Source organism: Rosenbergiella gaditana (assembly GCF_018494065.1).
Lineage (GTDB): Bacteria > Pseudomonadota > Gammaproteobacteria > Enterobacterales > Enterobacteriaceae > Rosenbergiella > Rosenbergiella gaditana.
This window is the reverse complement of record NZ_JABBFR010000004.1, coordinates 86,552-106,054: the sequence shown is the minus strand read 5'-3', so window position 1 is coordinate 106,054 and position 19,503 is coordinate 86,552. Positions and strand designations below refer to the sequence as shown.

General features: G+C 45.3%; 21 protein-coding genes. 10 read left to right on the top strand and 11 right to left on the bottom strand.

What is annotated here, in order from left to right; genetic code table 11:
• The first annotated feature begins 51 nt into the window (after positions 1 to 51).
• Positions 52 to 1,038, top strand: coding sequence for a porphobilinogen synthase (gene hemB, locus HH682_RS04485; RefSeq protein ID WP_214236418.1), 987 nt, complete (start codon positions 52 to 54; stop codon positions 1,036 to 1,038).
• Between the two features lie 52 nt (positions 1,039 to 1,090).
• Here hemB and HH682_RS04480 read toward each other — a convergent pair whose 3' ends face one another.
• From HH682_RS04480 to dnaT, 4 genes are all read right to left on the bottom strand, one after another.
• Positions 1,091 to 1,756, bottom strand: a complete 666-nt coding sequence (locus tag HH682_RS04480; protein ID WP_214236417.1) for an epoxyqueuosine reductase QueH — start codon at positions 1,754 to 1,756, stop codon at positions 1,091 to 1,093.
• A gap of 119 nt (positions 1,757 to 1,875) precedes the next feature.
• A complete protein-coding gene (gene pptA / locus HH682_RS04475; protein WP_214236416.1) occupies positions 1,876 to 2,106 on the bottom strand; it encodes a tautomerase PptA in 231 nt (76 codons plus the stop codon).
• A 38-nt stretch (positions 2,107 to 2,144) separates the two neighbouring features.
• Complete coding sequence (gene dnaC, locus HH682_RS04470) at positions 2,145 to 2,885, bottom strand: replicative helicase loader DnaC (RefSeq protein ID WP_214236415.1); 741 nt, start codon at positions 2,883 to 2,885, stop codon at positions 2,145 to 2,147.
• Positions 2,885 to 3,421 (bottom strand): primosomal protein DnaT, encoded by a 537-nt coding sequence (dnaT, locus tag HH682_RS04465; RefSeq protein ID WP_214236414.1) that lies wholly within the window; start codon positions 3,419 to 3,421, stop codon positions 2,885 to 2,887. The genes dnaC and dnaT overlap by 1 nt, the downstream gene beginning before the upstream one ends.
• Positions 3,422 to 3,568: 147 nt before the next feature.
• Between dnaT and HH682_RS04460 the strand changes: the two genes are divergently transcribed.
• The 5 genes from HH682_RS04460 to HH682_RS04440 all read left to right on the top strand — a co-directional run bounded on the left by HH682_RS04460 (position 3,569) and on the right by HH682_RS04440 (position 8,043).
• Positions 3,569 to 4,144, top strand: coding sequence for a DNA-3-methyladenine glycosylase I (locus HH682_RS04460; protein ID WP_214236413.1), 576 nt, complete (start codon positions 3,569 to 3,571; stop codon positions 4,142 to 4,144).
• 77 nt (positions 4,145 to 4,221) lie between these two features.
• The gene (locus HH682_RS04455) at positions 4,222 to 5,256 is read left to right on the top strand and encodes a LacI family DNA-binding transcriptional regulator (RefSeq protein WP_214236412.1); all 1,035 of its coding nucleotides are present in this window, start codon (positions 4,222 to 4,224) and stop codon (positions 5,254 to 5,256) included.
• A 90-nt stretch (positions 5,257 to 5,346) separates the two neighbouring features.
• Positions 5,347 to 6,099, top strand: a complete 753-nt coding sequence (locus HH682_RS04450; protein ID WP_250318553.1) for a sugar phosphate isomerase/epimerase family protein — start codon at positions 5,347 to 5,349, stop codon at positions 6,097 to 6,099.
• A gap of 37 nt (positions 6,100 to 6,136) precedes the next feature.
• Complete coding sequence (locus tag HH682_RS04445) at positions 6,137 to 7,114, top strand: NAD(P)-dependent oxidoreductase (protein ID WP_214236411.1); 978 nt, start codon at positions 6,137 to 6,139, stop codon at positions 7,112 to 7,114.
• A 578-nt stretch (positions 7,115 to 7,692) separates the two neighbouring features.
• Positions 7,693 to 8,043: a YceK/YidQ family lipoprotein gene (locus HH682_RS04440; protein ID WP_250318552.1), complete on the top strand. Its 351-nt coding sequence runs from the start codon at positions 7,693 to 7,695 to the stop codon at positions 8,041 to 8,043.
• Here HH682_RS04440 and HH682_RS04435 read toward each other — a convergent pair.
• From HH682_RS04435 to HH682_RS04405, 7 genes are all read right to left on the bottom strand, one after another.
• Complete coding sequence (locus HH682_RS04435; protein ID WP_214236410.1) at positions 8,021 to 9,295, bottom strand: DUF3748 domain-containing protein; 1,275 nt, start codon at positions 9,293 to 9,295, stop codon at positions 8,021 to 8,023. The two genes, HH682_RS04440 and HH682_RS04435, sit on opposite strands and share 23 nt — an antisense overlap.
• A gap of 270 nt (positions 9,296 to 9,565) precedes the next feature.
• Positions 9,566 to 10,375 (bottom strand): sugar-phosphatase, encoded by an 810-nt coding sequence (gene yidA / locus HH682_RS04430; RefSeq protein ID WP_214236409.1) that lies wholly within the window; start codon positions 10,373 to 10,375, stop codon positions 9,566 to 9,568.
• 114 nt (positions 10,376 to 10,489) lie between these two features.
• Positions 10,490 to 12,898: a DNA topoisomerase (ATP-hydrolyzing) subunit B gene (gyrB, locus tag HH682_RS04425; RefSeq protein WP_214236408.1), complete on the bottom strand. Its 2,409-nt coding sequence runs from the start codon at positions 12,896 to 12,898 to the stop codon at positions 10,490 to 10,492.
• 13 nt (positions 12,899 to 12,911) lie between these two features.
• The gene (gene recF, locus HH682_RS04420) at positions 12,912 to 14,000 is read right to left on the bottom strand and encodes a DNA replication/repair protein RecF (protein WP_214236407.1); all 1,089 of its coding nucleotides are present in this window, start codon (positions 13,998 to 14,000) and stop codon (positions 12,912 to 12,914) included.
• A 43-nt stretch (positions 14,001 to 14,043) separates the two neighbouring features.
• Positions 14,044 to 15,144, bottom strand: a complete 1,101-nt coding sequence (gene dnaN, locus HH682_RS04415) for a DNA polymerase III subunit beta (RefSeq protein WP_214236406.1) — start codon at positions 15,142 to 15,144, stop codon at positions 14,044 to 14,046.
• Between the two features lie 4 nt (positions 15,145 to 15,148).
• Positions 15,149 to 16,552: a chromosomal replication initiator protein DnaA gene (gene dnaA, locus HH682_RS04410; protein ID WP_214236405.1), complete on the bottom strand. Its 1,404-nt coding sequence runs from the start codon at positions 16,550 to 16,552 to the stop codon at positions 15,149 to 15,151.
• Positions 16,506 to 16,871 (bottom strand): hypothetical protein, encoded by a 366-nt coding sequence (locus HH682_RS04405; protein WP_214236404.1) that lies wholly within the window; start codon positions 16,869 to 16,871, stop codon positions 16,506 to 16,508. The genes dnaA and HH682_RS04405 overlap by 47 nt, the downstream gene beginning before the upstream one ends.
• Positions 16,872 to 17,094: 223 nt before the next feature.
• On the opposite strand from HH682_RS04405, the gene rpmH reads away from it, so the two are divergent.
• The 4 genes from rpmH to yidC are packed head-to-tail and all read left to right on the top strand — an operon-like array spanning position 17,095 to position 19,467.
• Positions 17,095 to 17,235: a 50S ribosomal protein L34 gene (gene rpmH, locus HH682_RS04400; protein ID WP_003849659.1), complete on the top strand. Its 141-nt coding sequence runs from the start codon at positions 17,095 to 17,097 to the stop codon at positions 17,233 to 17,235.
• 14 nt (positions 17,236 to 17,249) lie between these two features.
• Positions 17,250 to 17,609, top strand: a complete 360-nt coding sequence (gene rnpA, locus HH682_RS04395; RefSeq protein ID WP_092677275.1) for a ribonuclease P protein component — start codon at positions 17,250 to 17,252, stop codon at positions 17,607 to 17,609.
• Complete coding sequence (gene yidD, locus HH682_RS04390) at positions 17,573 to 17,830, top strand: membrane protein insertion efficiency factor YidD (RefSeq protein WP_214236403.1); 258 nt, start codon at positions 17,573 to 17,575, stop codon at positions 17,828 to 17,830. The genes rnpA and yidD overlap by 37 nt, the downstream gene beginning before the upstream one ends.
• A gap of 2 nt (positions 17,831 to 17,832) precedes the next feature.
• Positions 17,833 to 19,467, top strand: coding sequence for a membrane protein insertase YidC (gene yidC / locus HH682_RS04385; RefSeq protein ID WP_214236402.1), 1,635 nt, complete (start codon positions 17,833 to 17,835; stop codon positions 19,465 to 19,467).
• Positions 19,468 to 19,503 lie beyond the last annotated feature (36 nt).

Genomic DNA, 19,503 nt, shown 5'->3' with positions numbered 1-19,503 from the left:
CCCTTCTTAAAGGCGTAAGCTTTTACTTCCACAATCTGTACGAGAGTGTCCATGTCTGAATTTATTCTCCCCAACCGTCCAAGAAGACTCCGTAAAACTGCATCGATGCGCGAACTTTTCAAAGAACAATCGCTGAGCCTGAATGACCTAATCCTGCCTATTTTTGTCGAAGAAGGGGCAGAGGATTATCAGCCAATCAATGCAATGCCAGGTGTCGTACGTATCCCTGAAAAACGCCTCGCGCATGAAATAGAGCGCTTCGCCAAAGCGGGTATTCGCTCTGTCATGACATTCGGAATCTCTCATCATCTTGATGAAACCGGCAGTGATGCGTGGGCTGAGAATGGATTAGTTTCTAGAATGTCTCGTATTTGTAAAGAGACAGTGCCTGAGATGGTTGTGATGTCTGACACTTGCTTTTGCGAGTATACCTCACATGGGCATTGCGGGATTTTATGTGCTAACGGCGAAGTCCATAACGACCAAACATTAGTTAATCTGGGTAAACAAGCCATCGCGGCAGCGCGTGCTGGCGCTGACTTTATTGCCCCTTCCGCCGCGATGGATGGGCAGGTAAAGGCGATTCGCCAAGCCCTTGATCAAGCCGGATTCTACAACACGCCAATCATGGCTTATTCGACAAAATTTGCCTCTTCGTTTTACGGTCCTTTCCGCGAAGCGGCGGGAACCGCTTTAAAAGGCGACCGTAAAACCTACCAAATGGACCCGATGAATCGTCGTGAAGCAATCCGCGAGTCGCTGCTTGACGAAGCCGAGGGTGCTGATGTACTGATGGTTAAACCGGCAGGTGCGTACCTCGATATCATTCGCGATATTCGTGAGCGCAGTGATCTGCCTTTGGCCGCCTACCAAGTCAGCGGCGAATACGCGATGATTAAGTTTGCCGCTCAAGCTGGCGCGATTGACGAAACTAACGTTGTATTGGAAAGCTTAGGAGCGATCAAAAGAGCCGGTGCGGATACCATTCTCTCTTACTTTGCTTTAGAACTTGCTGAGAAGAAAATTCTGACTGCTTAATTTTGATAATCCGCCCGCAAAGGGCGGCTTGTCAGATGTCGAGAAGACGCTTCTACGACTCTTTACTGTCTGCTTCGTAATACTGCACACCAATCTGAATGCGCTCACGGCCAGTGGCAACACGGTGACGGTTAGTATCACGCAATGAATAGATACATCCACAATATTCTTGTTGATAGAAGCGCTCACGTTTGCTGATATCAATCATCCGCTTAGAACCGCCACCTTTACGCCAGTTAAATTCCCAATACATCATATCGGGATACCGCGATGCCGCTCTTACGCCGCAATCGTTGATCTGCTCCATATTTTTCCAACGAGAGATACCTAAACACGATGTGATCACTGGAAAGCCATTTTCGTGTGCATAAAGGGCCGTTCGTTCAAAACGCATATCGAAACACATTGTGCAGCGCTCACCCCGTTCCGGCTCCCATTCCATACCTTTGGCTCGTTCGAACCAGTTATCCCGGTCATAATCGGCATCAATAAAAGGGATCCCATATTTTTCTGCAAAACGAATATTCTCTTCTTTACGTAACTCGTACTCTTTTAAAGGATGGATATTCGGGTTATAGAAAAAAATGGTGTATTCAATTCCCGAGGCTAACATTGCCTCCATCACTTCTCCTGAACAAGGCGCACAACAAGAGTGAAGCAGAACTTTATTATGTCCCCCAGGTAAGGGTAACGATTTGCGCTCTAAAGAGTCAGACATACTCATATTCCAAATAAATCTCATAACAATAACGCCGCGGTAGCTAAGCGTAGACAGGTATCACCCATCAGGGTGATTCGATACGCCGTTATAAATCTAACCGCGTATCGAGTAAAATGTTACATGGAGTAACCCGGTTTTTTTATCAAAAATTCCGGTTGGCCGATAATTTCTGGTTCATAGACCGTTTCCCGCCACGCATCAGGTGAAACGTGCTGCAGAGATACGCTTACTGAATCCGTTTTCGAGGCGAAACGTCTAACGATGACTTCTGTAATATCATCCGCCAGCGCTTGTTTTTCCTCATCAGTAAATTCACGAGGAAAACTTTTTATATCAACATGAGGCATATATTCTCCTAATCGGTTAGCAGGGATTCTAGTTAATTTTAGTACTCATTGCCCATTACGCGATCGCGATAGCTTTCCCAATCAAATCTTACCCATAAGCTATTTCCGAGTCGCATACGATCCATTACCCGCTCACCCAGTAACGAATTCATCCCTTCGTGGTTTAAATTGGAGAGCATGCCGGTAGGACGCTTAGATGAAGATCGGCGATCGACGATTTGATTGATAATGACCTTTTCGTAGCGTGACTCGGTTTGCATCCCAATCTCATCAATAACCAGCAAATCAACGGTACTGAGGTCATGCAGTAAACGTTCTTCGGTCATCGAACTGCCGCCACTAAACGTCCCTTTCATGGTCGACATGACATCAGCCACTGTCATAATTAATACGCTCTTACCTTGCAGGATCAGACTGTTACCAATCGCCGCAGCCAAGTGGTTTTTACCCGTTCCTGGACGTCCAGAAAAGACGAAGCTGGCAATACTTTGACCAAATTGATCAGCGTATTCACGCGCCGCTACCAAGGCTTTTCGCTGGCCTTCACTTTCAACCCGATAATTATCGAATGAGCAGTTCAAATGGAGTTCTCTTATTCCAGAACGCCCCATAATCCGTTGCATTTTCATTGCCCTGTTCTCTCGGACAATAGCTTCAGAGCGTAAGCGGCCCTGCTCTTGATTCCACGCGAGGAGATCTTTACCTTCAGTAAACTTAGGGGTAATACCTTCAGGCATGAATTTCTTTAGCCTAACAAACAAATTTTCAGGTGTTTTCATTACTCACCTCTAAAACCATTGGGAATATGGTAGTCCGGCTCTGCCACTTGTGTGATATCGCGTTTTGGTGTTGAGTGCGGAGCGCCACGGCTAACCTGTAAATGGCGCGCCAACTTCTGTTGCCATTGCACTTGATGAAAAATACGGCCTTCTGCTTGCCAGTATGCAATAAACGCCGCGAGTTCTTCTGCCGTGACCGGTTCATGCAAGGCTATTCCCCAAAGTGCTGCTTGACGTAAAAAATCGGTATCAGGTTGCCATCCAGCATATAATGCGAATTTTCCAGCCGGAACTTTGACCACTGGGGCCGGCTCATCAAAAAAATCAGCCTCTAATGCTACAGCGATTTGATTCTGTAATTGTGCTTCGGCCATTAATAACTGATTGAGACGAGCTGGCGATAAACCATAGAAAATAGGTTGGTTGTTATCGAACACGGCCACCGTTTGCTGTTCGGCATGCTCAATAGCCTTAGCCGGAGCTTGGCAAAACTGTTCTAATCCGATGATTGAAGAAGATAAAATCTTTACCGACATGTGATAACTCGACCCTCAATATTTTTATATGCTAACTTCGTGAAGGGCATGACCGCTGCCTAACCGCTATAGTGTATCAATTTTGCTTCGACTGATCGCGCAAAGCTGTGCTTTTCATGCTGATGAATAAATAAACAGGAGTAATCTATGACTAAACCTCGCTGTGGATGGGTGACTAATGACCCCGATTACCTTGCTTATCATGATTACGAATGGGGTGTTCCGTGTTTTGATCGACAACGTCTCTTTGAGATGCTCTGTTTGGAGGGACAACAAGCTGGGTTGTCGTGGATTACTGTATTAAAGAAACGTGAAGCCTATCGAAAAGCCTTCTATCAATTTGAGCCAGAAAAAGTGGCCGAGATCAGTGCAGAGACGATAAGTACTTTGCTGCAATCGCCGGAGTTGATTCGTAATAAATTAAAAATTAACTCAATCATTAATAATGCACAGGCATTACTCGCGATGGAAGCGAAGGGTGAAAATTTCGTTAATTTTATCTGGCAAACCGTCTCCCATCAGCCAATTCTTCAATCTTTTGACGATTATCGCCTAGCGCCAGTCAGTAGCCCACATTCCCTATATTTATCTAACGCATTGAAAAAAAGAGGATTTAAATTTATTGGCCCTGTTATTTGCCAAGCTTACATGCAAGCCTGCGGACTTATTATTGATCATCAAGTGAACTGTTTTAAATATTCAGAGACAAATAATAGCCTCTGATAATACGTAATTTAAGGCGCAATATTGCTTAAGCCTTGGTATATTTAATAAATAATTATAATGCATTGGGAGATTTGATGAGCACCAAGTCAACAAGAGCAACAATCAGTGATGTTGCTAAAGCGGCTAAAACCGGTAAAACGAGCGTATCGCGCTACCTCAATGGTGAGCATCAATTGCTTTCTGATGATTTAAAATATCGAATTAAAGAAGCAATCAGCGACCTAAATTATAGCCCTAGCCAAATGGCCAGAAGTTTGAAACATGGCCGCACCAAGCTAATTGGTCTTTTAATCGCTGATATTACCAATCCTTATTCGATTGAAGTTATGGGCGGTGTAGAGACCGCTTGTCGAGATAACGGTTTTACATTGCTGATGTGCAATACCAATAATACACCCCATCTCGAACAGCATTACTTACAGCTCCTAAGTAGTTATCAAGTTGAAGGCATTATTGTGAATGCCGCCAACATGCAAGAAACTGCTTTTGACTGTATCCAGCATGCCTCAATCCCACTCACGCTTATTGACCGAAAAGTCAGTAATTATGATTACGATGTGGTCGGCCTAGATAATTTCCAAGGATCGGTCGATATCACTGAACATTTGATCGATAACCACTATCGTTCACTCCTTTTCATTAGTGAGCCCATTTCACAGGTCAATACCCGTAAAGAGCGTTTAGAAGGGTTTATGAGCGTTGTATCACAACATCAAGGGATAACCGCTGAACACGCTGAAGTCGCGTTAGATAATCCTGAGCTATTACAGAAAACTATTACTGAATTTGTTACCCGTCACGCAGATCAGACTTCTGCAATCATTACCGCTAACGGCGCATTAATGTTACTGGTAACTAAACTACTGCATGCAATGGAGTTAATCTGGGGAAAGGATATCGGCTTAGCAAGCTTTGACGAAATGAATTGGTCTTCGATTGCTGGCTGCGGTATTACAACGTTGCAGCAACCTACCCATCAAATTGGCTACAGTGCATTTCAGAATATCTTAACTAGACTTAAGCATTCAGAAAATCCCGCACAGGAAACTCGCTTTGAAGGCAGATTAATCGTTCGCCCATCGAGTCAGGCGTTACCGAGCAAAGAATAAATATTAATAATGTGCGTATTGTGATGTTTTTCCCTCTTCCCTATGGAACCGATACCATTTATTCTATAGCGTAATGAGTACTGAGAGGTGATGATGGAAAGAAAAATTATTGTGGTAACGGCCGCCTTTGGCGCCGAGGTTGTTCAGCAAGCAGGTGGACAACAATATTTTATTCCTATCATCGCTCAGTCAGGCGCTGATGGCGTTGAAATACGTCGAGAACTCCTCTCCTCTGCTGCTGAAGAGGAGTTAGTCAATCTCAAGTTAATCATTGAAGATAAAGGCCTTTTTTCTTATTACTCTGTCCCTGAATATTTATTTACTGCCCCTGGTACGCTGAATCCGCGCCTCAAGCAATTTCAACATGAAGCGGCCTTACTCAATGCGCAAGTAATTAAGTTTGCCTTAGGGGCGGGTGCCGGATCTTACTCTCCAGAACAGCTAGCCAAACAGCTTTCTGACTGCACAATTCCGCTACTTATTGAAAATGACCAGACAGCTACCGGAAAGATCCAACCCATGTTGGACTATTTCAACCACTTTCACCCTCTGACTGTCGTACAAGGTATGACGTTCGATATGGCCAATTGGTTATGGGTCGATGAGTCTCCTAGTAAGGCGGCAGAGCAGCTAGCGCCTTATGTCTCATATTGTCATGTCAAAGCCGCCATAAAGAGGGATGCGTCTTGGCATGCTATCAATTTGGATCAATCACAGGGCGAGTGGCGATCACTACTCAGCATGATGCCTGAAGGGATACCGCTAGGTATCGAATTTCCATTGGAAGGTCATGACATCGCCGAATGCGTCCATTATTACGTAGGGCTACTTCGTTCTGCATGAAGTGCTTTATTCTTAAATATCCTTAAGAGAGGTTCGAATGAAACCCACAATTATCCAATTTATGCCGCTACCCAATGATCTGGTCAGTAAACTCACGGATCACTTCGAGGTGGTAGAGGTGGATAACCTTGACCAAGAAACGGTTAATCAGCACCCTGAAGCATTCAAAAACGCGCAAGGCCTAATTGGCTCTGGTGGTAAAGTCAATGAAGCATTGCTTGCACAAATGCCAGCGTTAAAAGTCTGTTCTACCGTCTCTGCAGGCTATGACTCTTACGATGTGGGGGCGTTAACCCAACATAACGCTATTCTCACCAATACTCCGGGAGCCCTCACGGAAACCGTTGCCGATGCCATGATGGCGTTAGTGCTTTGCGCCGCCAGAAATATTCCGGCCATGGATCAGTGGGTCAAAACCGGGGGATGGGATGCAGCTCCTGAGAAATTACCTCTCGCAATCGATGTCCATCATAAGAAGATGGGGATCATTGGTATGGGCCGTATCGGTTTAGCGTTGGCGAAGCGTGCGCACCATGGATTTGGTATGGATATTATCTACAATGCCCGCAAGCCACATAAAAACGCTGAGCAAGAAGTTAATGCCCAGTATGCCAGCGTTGACGAACTTCTCGCCAATGCTGATTTCGTCTGTGTCGTATTGCCTCTTACTGACGAAACACATCACTTGATCAGTCATGCGCAATTTGACCAAATGAAAGAGAGTGCAATTTTAATCAACGCAGGACGTGGACCTGTGGTGGATGAAGCAGCCCTAATTGCCGCCTTGAAAGCGAAGAAAATTTATGGTGCCGGCTTAGATGTTTTCGAAAAAGAACCCTTAGTGGCCAGTTCTGAATTAACTTCACTCCCTAATGTCGTCACTTTACCGCATATCGGTTCAGCTACTCATGAAACACGCTATGCCATGAAGCGTGATGGTGTTGAAAATCTGATTTTAGGGCTACAAGGCAAATTGGCAGAAAATATTATCAACCCTGAAGCATTGAAGCCATAGTTTCCGGTTGTTAGGGCATCGTTAAGATGCCCCTCTATCGCCATTCAATCAGGGAATGATTATGTTGATAAAAGATACGGGTCTCCGTTTCACTTTTGTTGCCTTCCCTGCTTGTTTACTCGTTTCCAAACCAAGCGTCCCTTTGTATCTTACTATCGCCTAGGGACTGAGTATCAGCTTGTTTAATGTATTGACGATATGTTACTTGCCGATTCCTTGCACTGTCGTGGCTTACACTGTTGGATAAGACCTTGACCGTCCAACAAAGCCTGTCAGTTTTGTTGAGTAGCTCAAGCCCTATCGTGAACAGTTTGCCCCGAGGAGAGTCAGTTACCTACTTCTTTTTAAAAGATAGACACAGAGCAGGGGATATTCCCTGTTCTATAAACTTGACGAGTAAATAGGTCGATCATTAACCGTTATAAATCACAATTTTTTCCTTAAATGGAAGGAATTTGAAAGGAATGTTTTAGAATTTGTCATACACTGAAAGGCATACTTTATAAGCAGCAAGAGTAGGCCAGCCTATCAGACGTTGCTTACCCCTGCTTGGCCATGGATGGAATGAGGAGTTACACATGCTCAGATACAAAGCTCTACCTAAATTTGTTATGATCTCGAGCTGCCTGCTAAGCCTTACAGCATGTTCTAGCATCATGTCACACACTGGGGATAATCGTGGCTATTACCTTGGTACACAAGCCAATAACGAAATCATTGGCAGTAATGAAACGACATGGGGAATAAAATCCTTAGCCGTGCTCGATTACCCTTTTTCCGCGATCACCGATACGTTGATTTTGCCTTGGGATTATTATCGCAATTGTAGCAGCAACGCTTCTTCACTTAGAGATCGTGTCGCTGCCAGTGAAAGATTGAATCACACAGATGAAGCCTTGGCGCAAGCTAACACCAATATGATTCAGTAGTCGTCACCGTATATATCTGTCTAAAGCCTTCAATATCGCGCATAAAGGCTATTTTATTGCCTTTAGGTGACCAGACTACCGCTTCGGAACAAGGTGCAGCAGAGGTTTTCGTGGTGAGTGGGACTAAGGCGTCCGACGCCAAATCGTAAACAACAATCTGGTTATTATAAACAAAGGTTATCCCCTTACCTAGAGGATGCCAGGTAAATGCTGACTGCACATCTTGGACACCCTTTGTTAATTGTTGCGGTGATCCGCCATTAGGCGAAATGACCCAAAGTTGAATAACGCCGCCTGGATCGGCCATTAGAAAAGCGATCATACTCCCATCAGGTGAGCTTCTTAACCAATGTCGAGGTTGTAAAGCAACCCCTACCCCTTCACTGAAGGTTATTCGGCGCTGTTTAATGCTAGCGGGTGGTGCTGGTAAGCATTGTTCGGTGCCCTCAATCGGGCTATCGCCAGCAATCTTATAGTCACTCAGGTCTTCTGGAAGATCGACGACAAAAATTTCTGGGACTTTGTGTCCTTCAAGGGACACCGTTTCACCGATAAAGGCTAATGCCCAGCGCTGTCGAGCTCCTGACAGGGTTATATAGCCTTGGTGACCAATCCACCCCTCCTCGAATGCACGTGATATCTGATCACTACCAGGCTGCGGAGTGAGAGTCGTCTCGCTTACCACGACACAAAAATGAGAACCATCGTGCTCTCGATAAGTCTTATTCAAAATAGAAACAGGTTGATGTGGGAGGGCAATCGCCACATTACGTTGATCTTCCTCAAGCGAACGTTGACGCATCACATGATCGTTATAAGTGAAACTTATCCTATCTCCTTCATAACTGAACATATGCACGTGGCTGCCGCCGCGTAATGCCCCAGCGGTAAAAGGTGGCGTAATATCACAAGCATCTATTGTCTCGACCTCTCCCGCTGAGAGAATAACGCCACGTCGATGATGGACATCATAATGCCAATCAGCATCTGGTAATTCTGGGCCATGGATACAAACAAAGCGTTCGTTAACTTGGGGATGTGCGGTAATCACACCCACATGTGCCCCCTGTGATGCCCGATAAATCTCGGTAATCTGTCCAGTTTCAACGTCAATCTTTTCCACACTCTCGCTGGTAAAAAGATGCTGAGCCGGCCGTAGGTCGTAGACGAGACTTTGACCATCTGCACTCCAAACTTGTGCATTCGTCAGTTGATGATGTTGCAGGCGAGTCGTGACTTGTACTTCATCCATACAGATTCCTAAGGCATCAACGCTAAAATCGCACTATGCCGCAATCCTTGGACAGCGTCTAGGCAAAAAAAAGCTGCCTTTCGGCAGCCATTCAGGGAATACAACACTCTTATTATAATTACTTATTAGACAACTTGCTCACAGTACTAATTTTTTGCCACTACGGGATTACGAGTAATGACTGAGTAAGTTAATAATAACTCTGGTTACTATTTTGTGATTACCCAAAAATGCGGTTTTAGTCACTATTTTGATCACCACCCAATACTCTTACAGAGCCCACCGGTGAATTGCCTTAGCAACACCGTCTTCTCGATTAGAGCTCGTATGATAAGCCGCTTGTTCTTTCACCGCATCAATAGCATTGCCCATTGCCACCCCATAGCCAGCCCAAGCCAGCATCGTTAGGTCATTTTCATGATCGCCAACAGCTAAGACCTCTTCAGCACTTATCCCTAACTTTTCGGCAAGGTGGCGCACGCTATTTCCTTTACTCACTCGCTTGTCCAAAATCTCAAAATAGTGGTTAGCACTTTTTACTAAGGTGTAGCGATCATACAAATCAGCCGGTAGCTGGCTGATCGCCTTATCTAACTGTTCAGGATTATCCACCATCATGAGTTTCGGAAAGCGTAGATCGGCATCCATCGCGTCAACACTACGATAACGTAACGGAATTCCCGTAATCTCAGATTCGTGGACTGTGTAGCGACTAATATCTTGGTTAGGTGTATAGAGGTGCTGTTTATCTAGCGCTTGGAAATGAACCCCTAACTGTTGAGCTAGCTGCTCGAAAAAGTGGTAATCGTCCATTCCTAGGGTTGTTTCAAGAATCGGCTTTCCATCTTCGGCTTGCTGCACTAAGCCGCCATTATAACTAATACAATATTGACCTGGGGTATTGAGTCCTAGCTCGGCAATATACTTTTGCATACCAATGTAAGGGCGCCCTGAGGCGAGCACGACAAGTATTCCTTTTGCTTTAGCCTGCTCTATAGCTGACTTTACCTCTGCCGTGATTTCATGTTGCGGGTTAAGTAAGGTGCCATCCATATCTAGTGCAATCATTTTTACTGTCATGTGTATCCCTCTGCAAAAATAAAAAAACACCGCTGCGATTCGCTAGCGGTGTTTTCAGAGTAGCTCAGTTATAGTATTCCGGCTACCGTTAAAGCATGCTCACGCACCTTAACCTTAAATATCGATATTTGCCGCTTTTAAGGCATTATCTTCAATAAAGGCTCGGCGAGGTTCAACCGCATCACCCATCAGCGTGGTGAAGAGTTGGTCCGCAGCGATAGCATCTTTGATCGTAACGCGTAACATACGACGGCTTTCAGGATCCATGGTAGTTTCCCATAGCTGATCTGGATTCATTTCACCCAGTCCCTTATACCGTTGAATAGAAAGACCACGACGAGATTCTTTAATTAGCCATTCAACCGCTTGAGCAAAAGTGGCGACTGGCTGACGACGCTCGCCACGTTCTACGTAAGCATCTTCTTCAAGTAAGCCATTTAGCGCTTGGCCTAGCTGTGATAGTTTACGGTACTCAGGCCCCTCAATAAAGTCACGGTCTAAGGTGTAATCGGTATCCACGCCATGAGTTCGAACGCGAATAACGGGTTCATGCATATTCAGCTCGCGGTTCTCACGAATAATTGCTGAATAGCTGCTACCGTGGGCTTCGTTCTCGGTTAAGTACGTCACTAAGCCATTCACCCAATTCTGCGTATGCGTACTGTCAGACAGCTCAACGAGCGCTGGGTTGTAAACTAAGCTGTTTAATAAAGCACTAGGATAATGGCGCTCCATACGCTTAATCATTTTGCCGGTACTGATAAAGGAAGCGACTAACTGCTCAAGGGCTTCACCCTGTAAGGCCGGCGCACTAGCGTTGGTATAAAGCGCGGCACCCTCTAGGGCAATCGCGATGTTATATTGGTCCATCGCATCGCCATCTTTAATATATTGCTCTTGCTTACCTTTTTTCACTTTGAATAAAGGCGGCTGTGCAATATAGACGTGACCACGCTCGATAAGCTCAGGCATTTGGCGATAGAAAAACGTCAGCAGTAATGTACGAATATGTGAACCATCCACATCCGCATCGGTCATGATGATAATGCTATGGTAACGCAGCTTATCTGGATTGTATTCATCACGCCCAATACCACAGCCAAGTGCGGTGATAAGAGTCGCGACTTCCTGTGAAGAGAGCATTTTGTCGAAACGAGCTTTCTCTACGTTCAGGATTTTACCTTTCAGCGGAAGAATAGCTTGGTTTTTACGGTTACGCCCTTGCTTCGCAGATCCCCCTGCGGAGTCTCCCTCCACCAAGTAGATCTCAGAGTGAGCGGGATCTCTTTCTTGGCAATCTGCTAATTTACCGGGAAGGCCGGCTAGATCCAGCGCACCTTTACGACGCGTCATTTCACGCGCACGACGTGCGGCTTCACGCGCACGGGCTGCATCAATAATCTTACCGACAACGATTTTTGCATCACCCGGATTTTCCAGAAGATACTCGGCCAGTAATTCATTCATTTGCTGCTCGACCGCCGATTTTACTTCGGACGAGACAAGCTTATCTTTGGTTTGTGAAGAGAATTTTGGATCGGGAACTTTTACCGATACAACGGCAATCAGTCCTTCACGAGCATCATCACCAGTTGCGCTGACTTTCGCTTTTTTGCTGTACCCTTCTTTATCCATGTACGCGTTAAGCGTCCGCGTCATTGCCGCACGGAAACCGGCTAAGTGTGTACCACCATCGCGCTGTGGAATATTATTAGTGAAGCAATAAATATTCTCTTGGAATCCATCATTCCATTGCAGAGCGACTTCGACACCAATACCGTCTTTTTCTGTAGAAAAATAGAAAACATTAGGATGGATTGGTGTTTTATTTTTATTCAGGTACTCAACAAATGCTTTGATACCGCCTTCATAGTGGTAATGATCAGATTTATCATCACGCTTGTCTTCAAGACGAATTGAGACACCAGAGTTTAGAAATGAGAGCTCGCGAAGGCGCTTGGCTAAAATTTCATATTCAAAAACAATGACATTGGTGAAGGTTTCGTAACTTGGCCAAAAACGCACTTGCGTGCCCGTGGCATCAGTCTCACCAACAGCCGTTAACGAGGCCTGCGGCACACCATGTACGTAGGTTTGCTGATGCACTTTGTTATCGCGACGGATAGTCAGCTCTAATTTCGCTGACAAGGCGTTTACCACCGAAACGCCCACACCATGTAACCCCCCAGAAACCTTATAGGAGTTATCATCAAATTTTCCACCCGCATGCAGGACAGTCATGATAACTTCTGCTGCCGAGACGCCTTCCTCTGGGTGAATCCCCGTTGGAATCCCCCGTCCGTCATCTTGTACCGATACGGAGTTGTCAGCATGAATGGTGACTGTAATTTCACTACAGTGACCCGCAAGGGCTTCGTCGATGGCGTTATCCACAACCTCGAATACCATGTGATGCAACCCAGTACCGTCATCAGTATCACCAATGTACATGCCTGGGCGTTTACGTACCGCATCAAGTCCTTTTAAGACTTTAATACTTGAGGAGTCATAAGAATTCGACATCAACGTTTCTCACTCATTTTTCTGAAGATTGAACGGTTATTTTACCCTTTTCTACGCTGAACATCTTGCCCTTTTCGTCATTCATGTCGATTACATGATCAAAATTAATTGCGCTAACGAAAACTTGAGCTTGTGTGGCTTTTAAACGCTCGGCTAAGAGTTGCCGACGCGAGTCATCGAGTTCGGAGGCAAAATCATCAATCAAGTAAATACAACGACGACCACTTTGCTGGGTAAGGAATTCACCTTGGGCTAACCGCAGTGCACACATAAGTAATTTTAACTGACCGCGTGATAACAGATCTTCGACAGGCGTTGCTTGCGCACGGATTCTAAAATCCGCTTTATGCGGTCCCGACGAGGTATAGGTTAACCCACGATCACGTTCGAACTGCCGTTCGAGTAGTTCTGCATAGTCGCTTTCTTTATCCCAACCTCGCAGATAGGAGAACTGTAAAGCAAACTCAGGTAAGAATTGCTGACACGTTTTCTGGATCTCTTGCGCGATATGTTGGCTATATTCAGCACGCCAAGCACTAATCTGCTCAGCTAAGGGCACCATCAGCTGGTCCCAAGGGCGTAATTGCTGATAGCGGGTAACTTGTCTAAGGGCTGCATTGCGCTGTTTAATCAACCGCCGATAATCATTCCATGCGGTAAAAAAACCTGGATAGCGATGAAAACAGCCCCAATCAATATATGCCCGCCGAAATTTAGGACCGCCAGTCAACAAAGTAAAGCCTTCTGGGGTGATCAGCTGCATAGGCAATAGTTGCGCGAGATCGGCAACACGATGGCCATCGGTGCCATCAACCCTGACCTTAGTGGTTCCGGCCCGATCCTTACTTAACCCCAACGTCTGCTGGTGCTGCTCACCGTCTAACCGGCCATGTAATACAAATTCAGGCATTTCATGGCGGATAACTCTCGCGGTCTGGATGCTGCGAAACGCACGGCCATGACCCAGAGTATAAATGGCCTCTAAGACGCTCGTTTTACCGCTTCCATTTTCGCCAATCAAATAATTAAACCCCAAAGCCGGAGTAAGTTCCGCATACTCGATATTACGGAAATCTTTAATAATCAAACGATTAATTGACATAGGGGTAACCGGTGATAAGGAAATAATCCCTGATTAGCCCCATCTACAGTCGCATTGGCATAACGACATAGGCTGCATGCGGACTCGCAACGTCTTCAATCTGTACACTGGAGACTGAATCGGTCAGTAATAGCCGCACATTTTCACATTTCAGCGCATTTAACACGTCTAAGACGTAACTAACGTTAAAACCAATCTCAAGATCACTGCCTTGATAATCAACGTCTAAAATCTCTTCGGCTTCTTCCTGCTCAGGGTTATTCGCCGTGATACGCAATTGATTTTGAGTAATAAATAAGCGTACACCACGGAATTTCTCGTTAGAGAGAATTGCTGCCCGCGCAAATGCCTGTTTTAGGACATCGCAGCCTGACTGTAATGTCTTGTCCGGGTTTTTAGGTAGCACTCGGCGGTAATCAGGGAAACGGCCGTCCACTAATTTGGACGTAAAGATATAGTCGCCGACATGAGCACGAATATTGTTACTTCCGATCTGGATCTGTAATGGAGTTTCACTACCATCTAATAAACGCACGAGCTCAGTCACGCCCTTACGGGGAACAATCACTGAGTGGTGTGGTAACGCTTGACCTACTGACATCGCACAGACGGCGAGTCGGTGACCATCGGTTGAGACAGTACGGAGTTCTTCACCTTCCGTTTCAAACAACATACCATTTAGATAATAACGCACATCCTGATGAGCCATTGAGAACTGGGTGGCATCGATTAAGCGTTTTAAGGTGGCATGCGGTAATGTAAATTCCACATCACTTTGCCAGTCGTCGAGATTTGGAAAATCTCCCGCAGGCAACGTTGAAAGTGAGAAACGACTACGTCCAGAGCGTACCAAAATACGATCACCATCGAGGGTGACATGTATCTCGGCGCCTTCTGGCAGCCCACGACAAATATCGAGAAACTTACGAGCAGGCACAGTTGTCGCACCGACTTCATGCGCTTGTATTAATCCGACACGCGCAATCATCTCCATTTCGAGATCAGTACCGGTCAGAGATAAACAATTCTCTGTCACTTGCAGTAAAATATTCCCTAAAATAGGTAAGGTAGGTCTACCACCTAAAGGGCTGCTGACTTGCTGTAATGGTTTGAGCAGGTGCTCACGTTCTACAATAAATTTCATAGCATCAAGAGGATAATGTTCTGATTAAATTAGAAAAGTCTTCTTTGATATCATGACTTTCTTCACGTAACTGTTCGATCTTACGACAAGCATGTAATACCGTTGTATGATCGCGCCCACCAAAAGCATCCCCGATTTCAGGTAAGCTGTGGTTAGTTAATTCTTTTGCCATCGCCATCGCCATTTGACGTGGTCTTGCCACTGAGCGCGATCGACGCTTAGACAGCAAATCGGCAACTTTAATTTTATAATATTCAGCCACTGTTTTCTGAATATTATCGATCGTGACTAACTTCTCTTGCAGCGCCAACAAATCACGCAATGCTTCACGAACGAAGTCAATCGTGATCGCCCGTCCGGTAAAATTCGCATTGGCGATCACACGATTTAATGCCCCTTCCAATTCGCGCACGTTGGAACGCAGACGTTTCGCAATAAAGAAAGCGACTTCGCCAGGGAGGCGAATATTATTTTCATCCGCTTTTTTCATCAAAATAGCGACACGAGTTTCAAGCTCTGGAGGTTCAATGGCGACCGTCAATCCCCAGCCAAAACGTGATTTTAAACGATCTTCAACACCATTAATTTCTTTAGGGTATCGGTCTGAAGTTAGAATAATTTGCTGATTACCTTCTAATAACGCATTGAAGGTATGAAAAAACTCTTCTTGAGAGCGCTCTTTGTTAGCAAAAAATTGAATATCATCGATTAATAATGCATCAACAGAACGATAATAGCGTTTAAATTCTTCAATCGCATTATTCTGTAGCGCTTTTACCATGTCTTGTACAAACCGTTCGGAGTGCATGTAGACCACTTTTGCGTTGGGCTTGTGGGCCATGATGCCATTACCTACCGCGTGCAAGAGGTGCGTTTTACCTAAACCTGTTCCCCCATAAAGAAATAAGGGGTTATAAGCACCACCGGGATTGTCTGCGACTTGACGCGCGGCAGCACGAGCGAGTTGGTTTGATTTACCTTCAACAAAGTTGTCAAAATTATGACGATTATTAACGTTCGAGCGGTATGCCACTTCGACTGGTGCAGGCACACTGTCCCAACTTGGGCGTCGGTTATCGTTCGTCACAACTGGCGGTGCAGCCACCGTAGCCGCCGGAATTTTTGCAGCAGCGGGAACCGTATTAAACGTCTGAGTACTTACAGGTCGAGTGCCCACTTCAAAACGTAATTGTGGGACATTGGCGCCACAAAATTCATTCAGTAGAGCATTAATATTATTGATGTACTTATCGCGCACCCAATCTAAAACAAAGCGGTTGGGGGCATACAGAGCCAAAATGTTGTCGCTTAACTCAGCTTGAAGAGGTCTGATCCACATACTGAACTCAGTGGCAGGAAGCTCATCCTGTAAACGGGTAAGGCACTGTTGCCAAAGCGTAAGTGACACGGCGGACTCCACTCATACAAAAAGTAAGACAAGAAATGGCGCTAAGATATTGATAAATGTGTTTTATATATTTAAGCGTAGATACGTCAGCAGCGATGTTTTCCCCGAGTAACGTCATGTATACGACAAAGGATCGCTTGCGGAACAGTGGATCATAACGCAAAGTGAGCCAGAGATCTTGCTTTTCTACACCGATTTTACCCATTTTATCCACAGCCTTTTCTAATAATTGTGTTGCGTGTAATAAAAATGAACGTAACGCACCGAATATATCTCTACAGAGGATCCAGAACGATCCTTGCGCTTTAGCGGGAAGCAAGTATAATCTTGCCGATTCTATTTAGGGGTATTGCGTTTTTACTGACGTAAAAAACTTCTCCAATAGAGAATAGGCGTATGATAATCAGCGAAGTAAATTGACTCCGGGCTGTACAATTATTACAATCCCGCCTCTTTGATAAAATATACCGAGGCGTTGGTCGCTTTACTGGCCTTATAACGCATCACCAAGTGAACATTTTCAAGTTTAGGTAGAAATCGCCATGAAACGCACTTTTCAACCATCTGTACTGAAGCGTAACCGTTCTCACGGCTTCCGTGCTCGTATGGCTACTAAAAATGGTCGTCAGGTTCTAGCACGTCGTCGTGCTAAAGGCCGTTCTCGTCTGACCGTTTCTAAGTAATAAAGCTAGCCCTCGTGGTTAAGCTCGCATTTCCTAGGGAGTTACGTTTGTTAACTCCCGCTCATTTCACTTTCGTCTTCCAGCAACCACAACGGGCTGGCATGCCGCAAATCACTATACTCGGCCGCCAAAATTCGCTGGGGCATCCCCGCATCGGTCTCACAGTCGCGAAAAAACATGTTAAACGTGCTCATGAACGTAACCGAATTAAACGCTTAACTCGGGAAAGTTTTCGTTTGCGTCAACATGAATTACCCGCGATGGATTTTGTGATCGTAGCAAAAAAAGGGATTGCGGAGCTGGATAATCAGTCATTTACGGAAGTGTTGGAGAAATTATGGCGTCGTCATTGTCGCCTAGCACGCGGCTCCTGATTGCTTTAATACGTGTTTATCAGCGGTTAATTAGCCCACTTCTTGGGCCACATTGCCGCTTTACTCCCAGTTGTTCTCATTACGGTATCGAAGCACTCCGCCGTTTTGGAGTAGCAAAAGGGTGTTGGTTAACGATTAAACGCGTATTAAAATGCCATCCTTTACATCCGGGTGGTGACGACCCTGTGCCGCCGAAAAACACTGAAACCAGAGAAAACTAACGATGGATTCGCAACGCAATCTTTTTTTCATCGCTTTTCTGTTCGTCTCCTTTATGGTCTGGCAAACGTGGCATACGGATCACGATCCGCAGCCTCAAGCACAACAGACAACGCAGAATTCGAACACCCCTGCGGGTGATGCCGCAAATCAAGCTAACAATAGTGGGCAAGGTAAAACCATTACCGTTACCACCGATGTGTTATCGCTACAGATCAATACACGTGGTGGGGATATTGAACAAGCCAAACTGCTGGCGTACCCTGATAAGCTAGGCTCAACTACGCCATTCCAATTACTAGAAACTACCCCTGACTTTGTTTATCAAGCCCAAAGTGGATTGATTGGACACAATGCACCGGATAGTAATGCGACTCGCCCTCTTTTTAACGCAACTCAGGATAACTACACGTTAGCCGATGGTCAGTCTGAACTGCGTGTGCCTATGACTTGGACGGCGGCCGATGGGGTTGTCTATACCAAGACATTCGTATTCAAGCGTGGCGGATATGCGGTGAATGTTGACTACAACGTCAATAACGTTACACAACAGCCTCTATCGTTAGCAATGTTTGGTCAACTTAAGCAAACCATTACCCTACCTAAAGCACGTGATACCGGTAGCAGTAATTTTGCGTTACATACTTTCCGTGGTGCAGCGTATTCCACCAATGATGAGAAGTATGAGAAATATAAGTTCGATACTATTGCTGAAGACAAGAATTTGAACACCACAACCAGTAATGGTTGGGTGGCAATGCTACAGCAATACTTTGCGACCGCATGGATCCCACACACTTCGGGTAACAATACTTTCTATACCACGAAGTTAAGCGACAACTTAGCGGCAGTAGGGTATAAATCTACGCCAGTCACTGTCGCAGCAGGTCAGCAGCAAGACTTGAAAGCAACGCTTTGGGTCGGTCCTGAAATTCAAGATCAGATGGCAGCCGCCGCACCACACTTAGACTTAACCGTTGATTACGGTTGGTTGTGGTTTATCTCTCAGCCGCTGTTTAAACTGCTGAAATTCTTGCATAGCTTTATCGGTAACTGGGGCTTCTCCATTATCGTTATTACGTTCATTGTTCGCGGTATTATGTATCCATTGACGAAAGCACAATACACGTCAATGGCTAAAATGCGTATGCTGCAACCAAAAATTCAAGCAATGCGTGAGCGTCACGGTGAAGATAAGCAACGAGTAAGCCAAGAAATGATGGCGTTGTACAAAGCAGAGAAAGTTAACCCTCTGGGTGGATGCCTTCCTCTGGTCATTCAGATGCCAATCTTCTTAGCACTCTACTATATGCTAATGGGATCGATTGAATTACGTCATGCACCTTTTGCATTATGGATTCATGACTTAAGTGCACAAGACCCGTACTATATTCTGCCGATTCTGATGGGTGTAACGATGTTCTTCATTCAGAAGATGTCACCTACCACCGTTACTGATCCAATGCAGCAGAAGATTATGACGTTTATGCCTGTCATCTTTACCGTCTTCTTCTTATGGTTCCCATCAGGTCTGGTACTGTACTACATCGTCAGTAACCTAGTGACGATCCTGCAACAACAGCTGATTTATCGTGGATTAGAGAAGCGTGGATTACATAGCCGTAAGAAAAAAGGCTAATCCCGTATTACGCTAAATCGCGTTATACTTAGGCGG

Bases quoted from the DNA above. Each gene is read 5' to 3' on its own strand.
- hemB (WP_214236418.1), top strand. From the start codon at position 52: ATGTCTGAATTTATTCTCCCCAACCGTCCAAGAAGACTCCGTAAAACT.
- HH682_RS04480 (WP_214236417.1), bottom strand. From the start codon at position 1,756: ATGTCTGACTCTTTAGAGCGCAAATCGTTACCCTTACCTGGGGGACAT.
- pptA (WP_214236416.1), bottom strand. From the start codon at position 2,106: ATGCCTCATGTTGATATAAAAAGTTTTCCTCGTGAATTTACTGATGAG.
- dnaC (WP_214236415.1), bottom strand. From the start codon at position 2,885: ATGAAAACACCTGAAAATTTGTTTGTTAGGCTAAAGAAATTCATGCCT.
- dnaT (WP_214236414.1), bottom strand. From the start codon at position 3,421: ATGTCGGTAAAGATTTTATCTTCTTCAATCATCGGATTAGAACAGTTT.
- HH682_RS04460 (WP_214236413.1), top strand. From the start codon at position 3,569: ATGACTAAACCTCGCTGTGGATGGGTGACTAATGACCCCGATTACCTT.
- HH682_RS04455 (WP_214236412.1), top strand. From the start codon at position 4,222: ATGAGCACCAAGTCAACAAGAGCAACAATCAGTGATGTTGCTAAAGCG.
- HH682_RS04450 (WP_250318553.1), top strand. From the start codon at position 5,347: ATGATGGAAAGAAAAATTATTGTGGTAACGGCCGCCTTTGGCGCCGAG.
- HH682_RS04445 (WP_214236411.1), top strand. From the start codon at position 6,137: ATGAAACCCACAATTATCCAATTTATGCCGCTACCCAATGATCTGGTC.
- HH682_RS04440 (WP_250318552.1), top strand. From the start codon at position 7,693: ATGCTCAGATACAAAGCTCTACCTAAATTTGTTATGATCTCGAGCTGC.
- HH682_RS04435 (WP_214236410.1), bottom strand. From the start codon at position 9,295: ATGGATGAAGTACAAGTCACGACTCGCCTGCAACATCATCAACTGACG.
- yidA (WP_214236409.1), bottom strand. From the start codon at position 10,375: ATGACAGTAAAAATGATTGCACTAGATATGGATGGCACCTTACTTAAC.
- gyrB (WP_214236408.1), bottom strand. From the start codon at position 12,898: ATGTCGAATTCTTATGACTCCTCAAGTATTAAAGTCTTAAAAGGACTT.
- recF (WP_214236407.1), bottom strand. From the start codon at position 14,000: ATGTCAATTAATCGTTTGATTATTAAAGATTTCCGTAATATCGAGTAT.
- dnaN (WP_214236406.1), bottom strand. From the start codon at position 15,144: ATGAAATTTATTGTAGAACGTGAGCACCTGCTCAAACCATTACAGCAA.
- rpmH (WP_003849659.1), top strand. From the start codon at position 17,095: ATGAAACGCACTTTTCAACCATCTGTACTGAAGCGTAACCGTTCTCAC.
- yidD (WP_214236403.1), top strand. From the start codon at position 17,573: ATGGCGTCGTCATTGTCGCCTAGCACGCGGCTCCTGATTGCTTTAATA.
- yidC (WP_214236402.1), top strand. From the start codon at position 17,833: ATGGATTCGCAACGCAATCTTTTTTTCATCGCTTTTCTGTTCGTCTCC.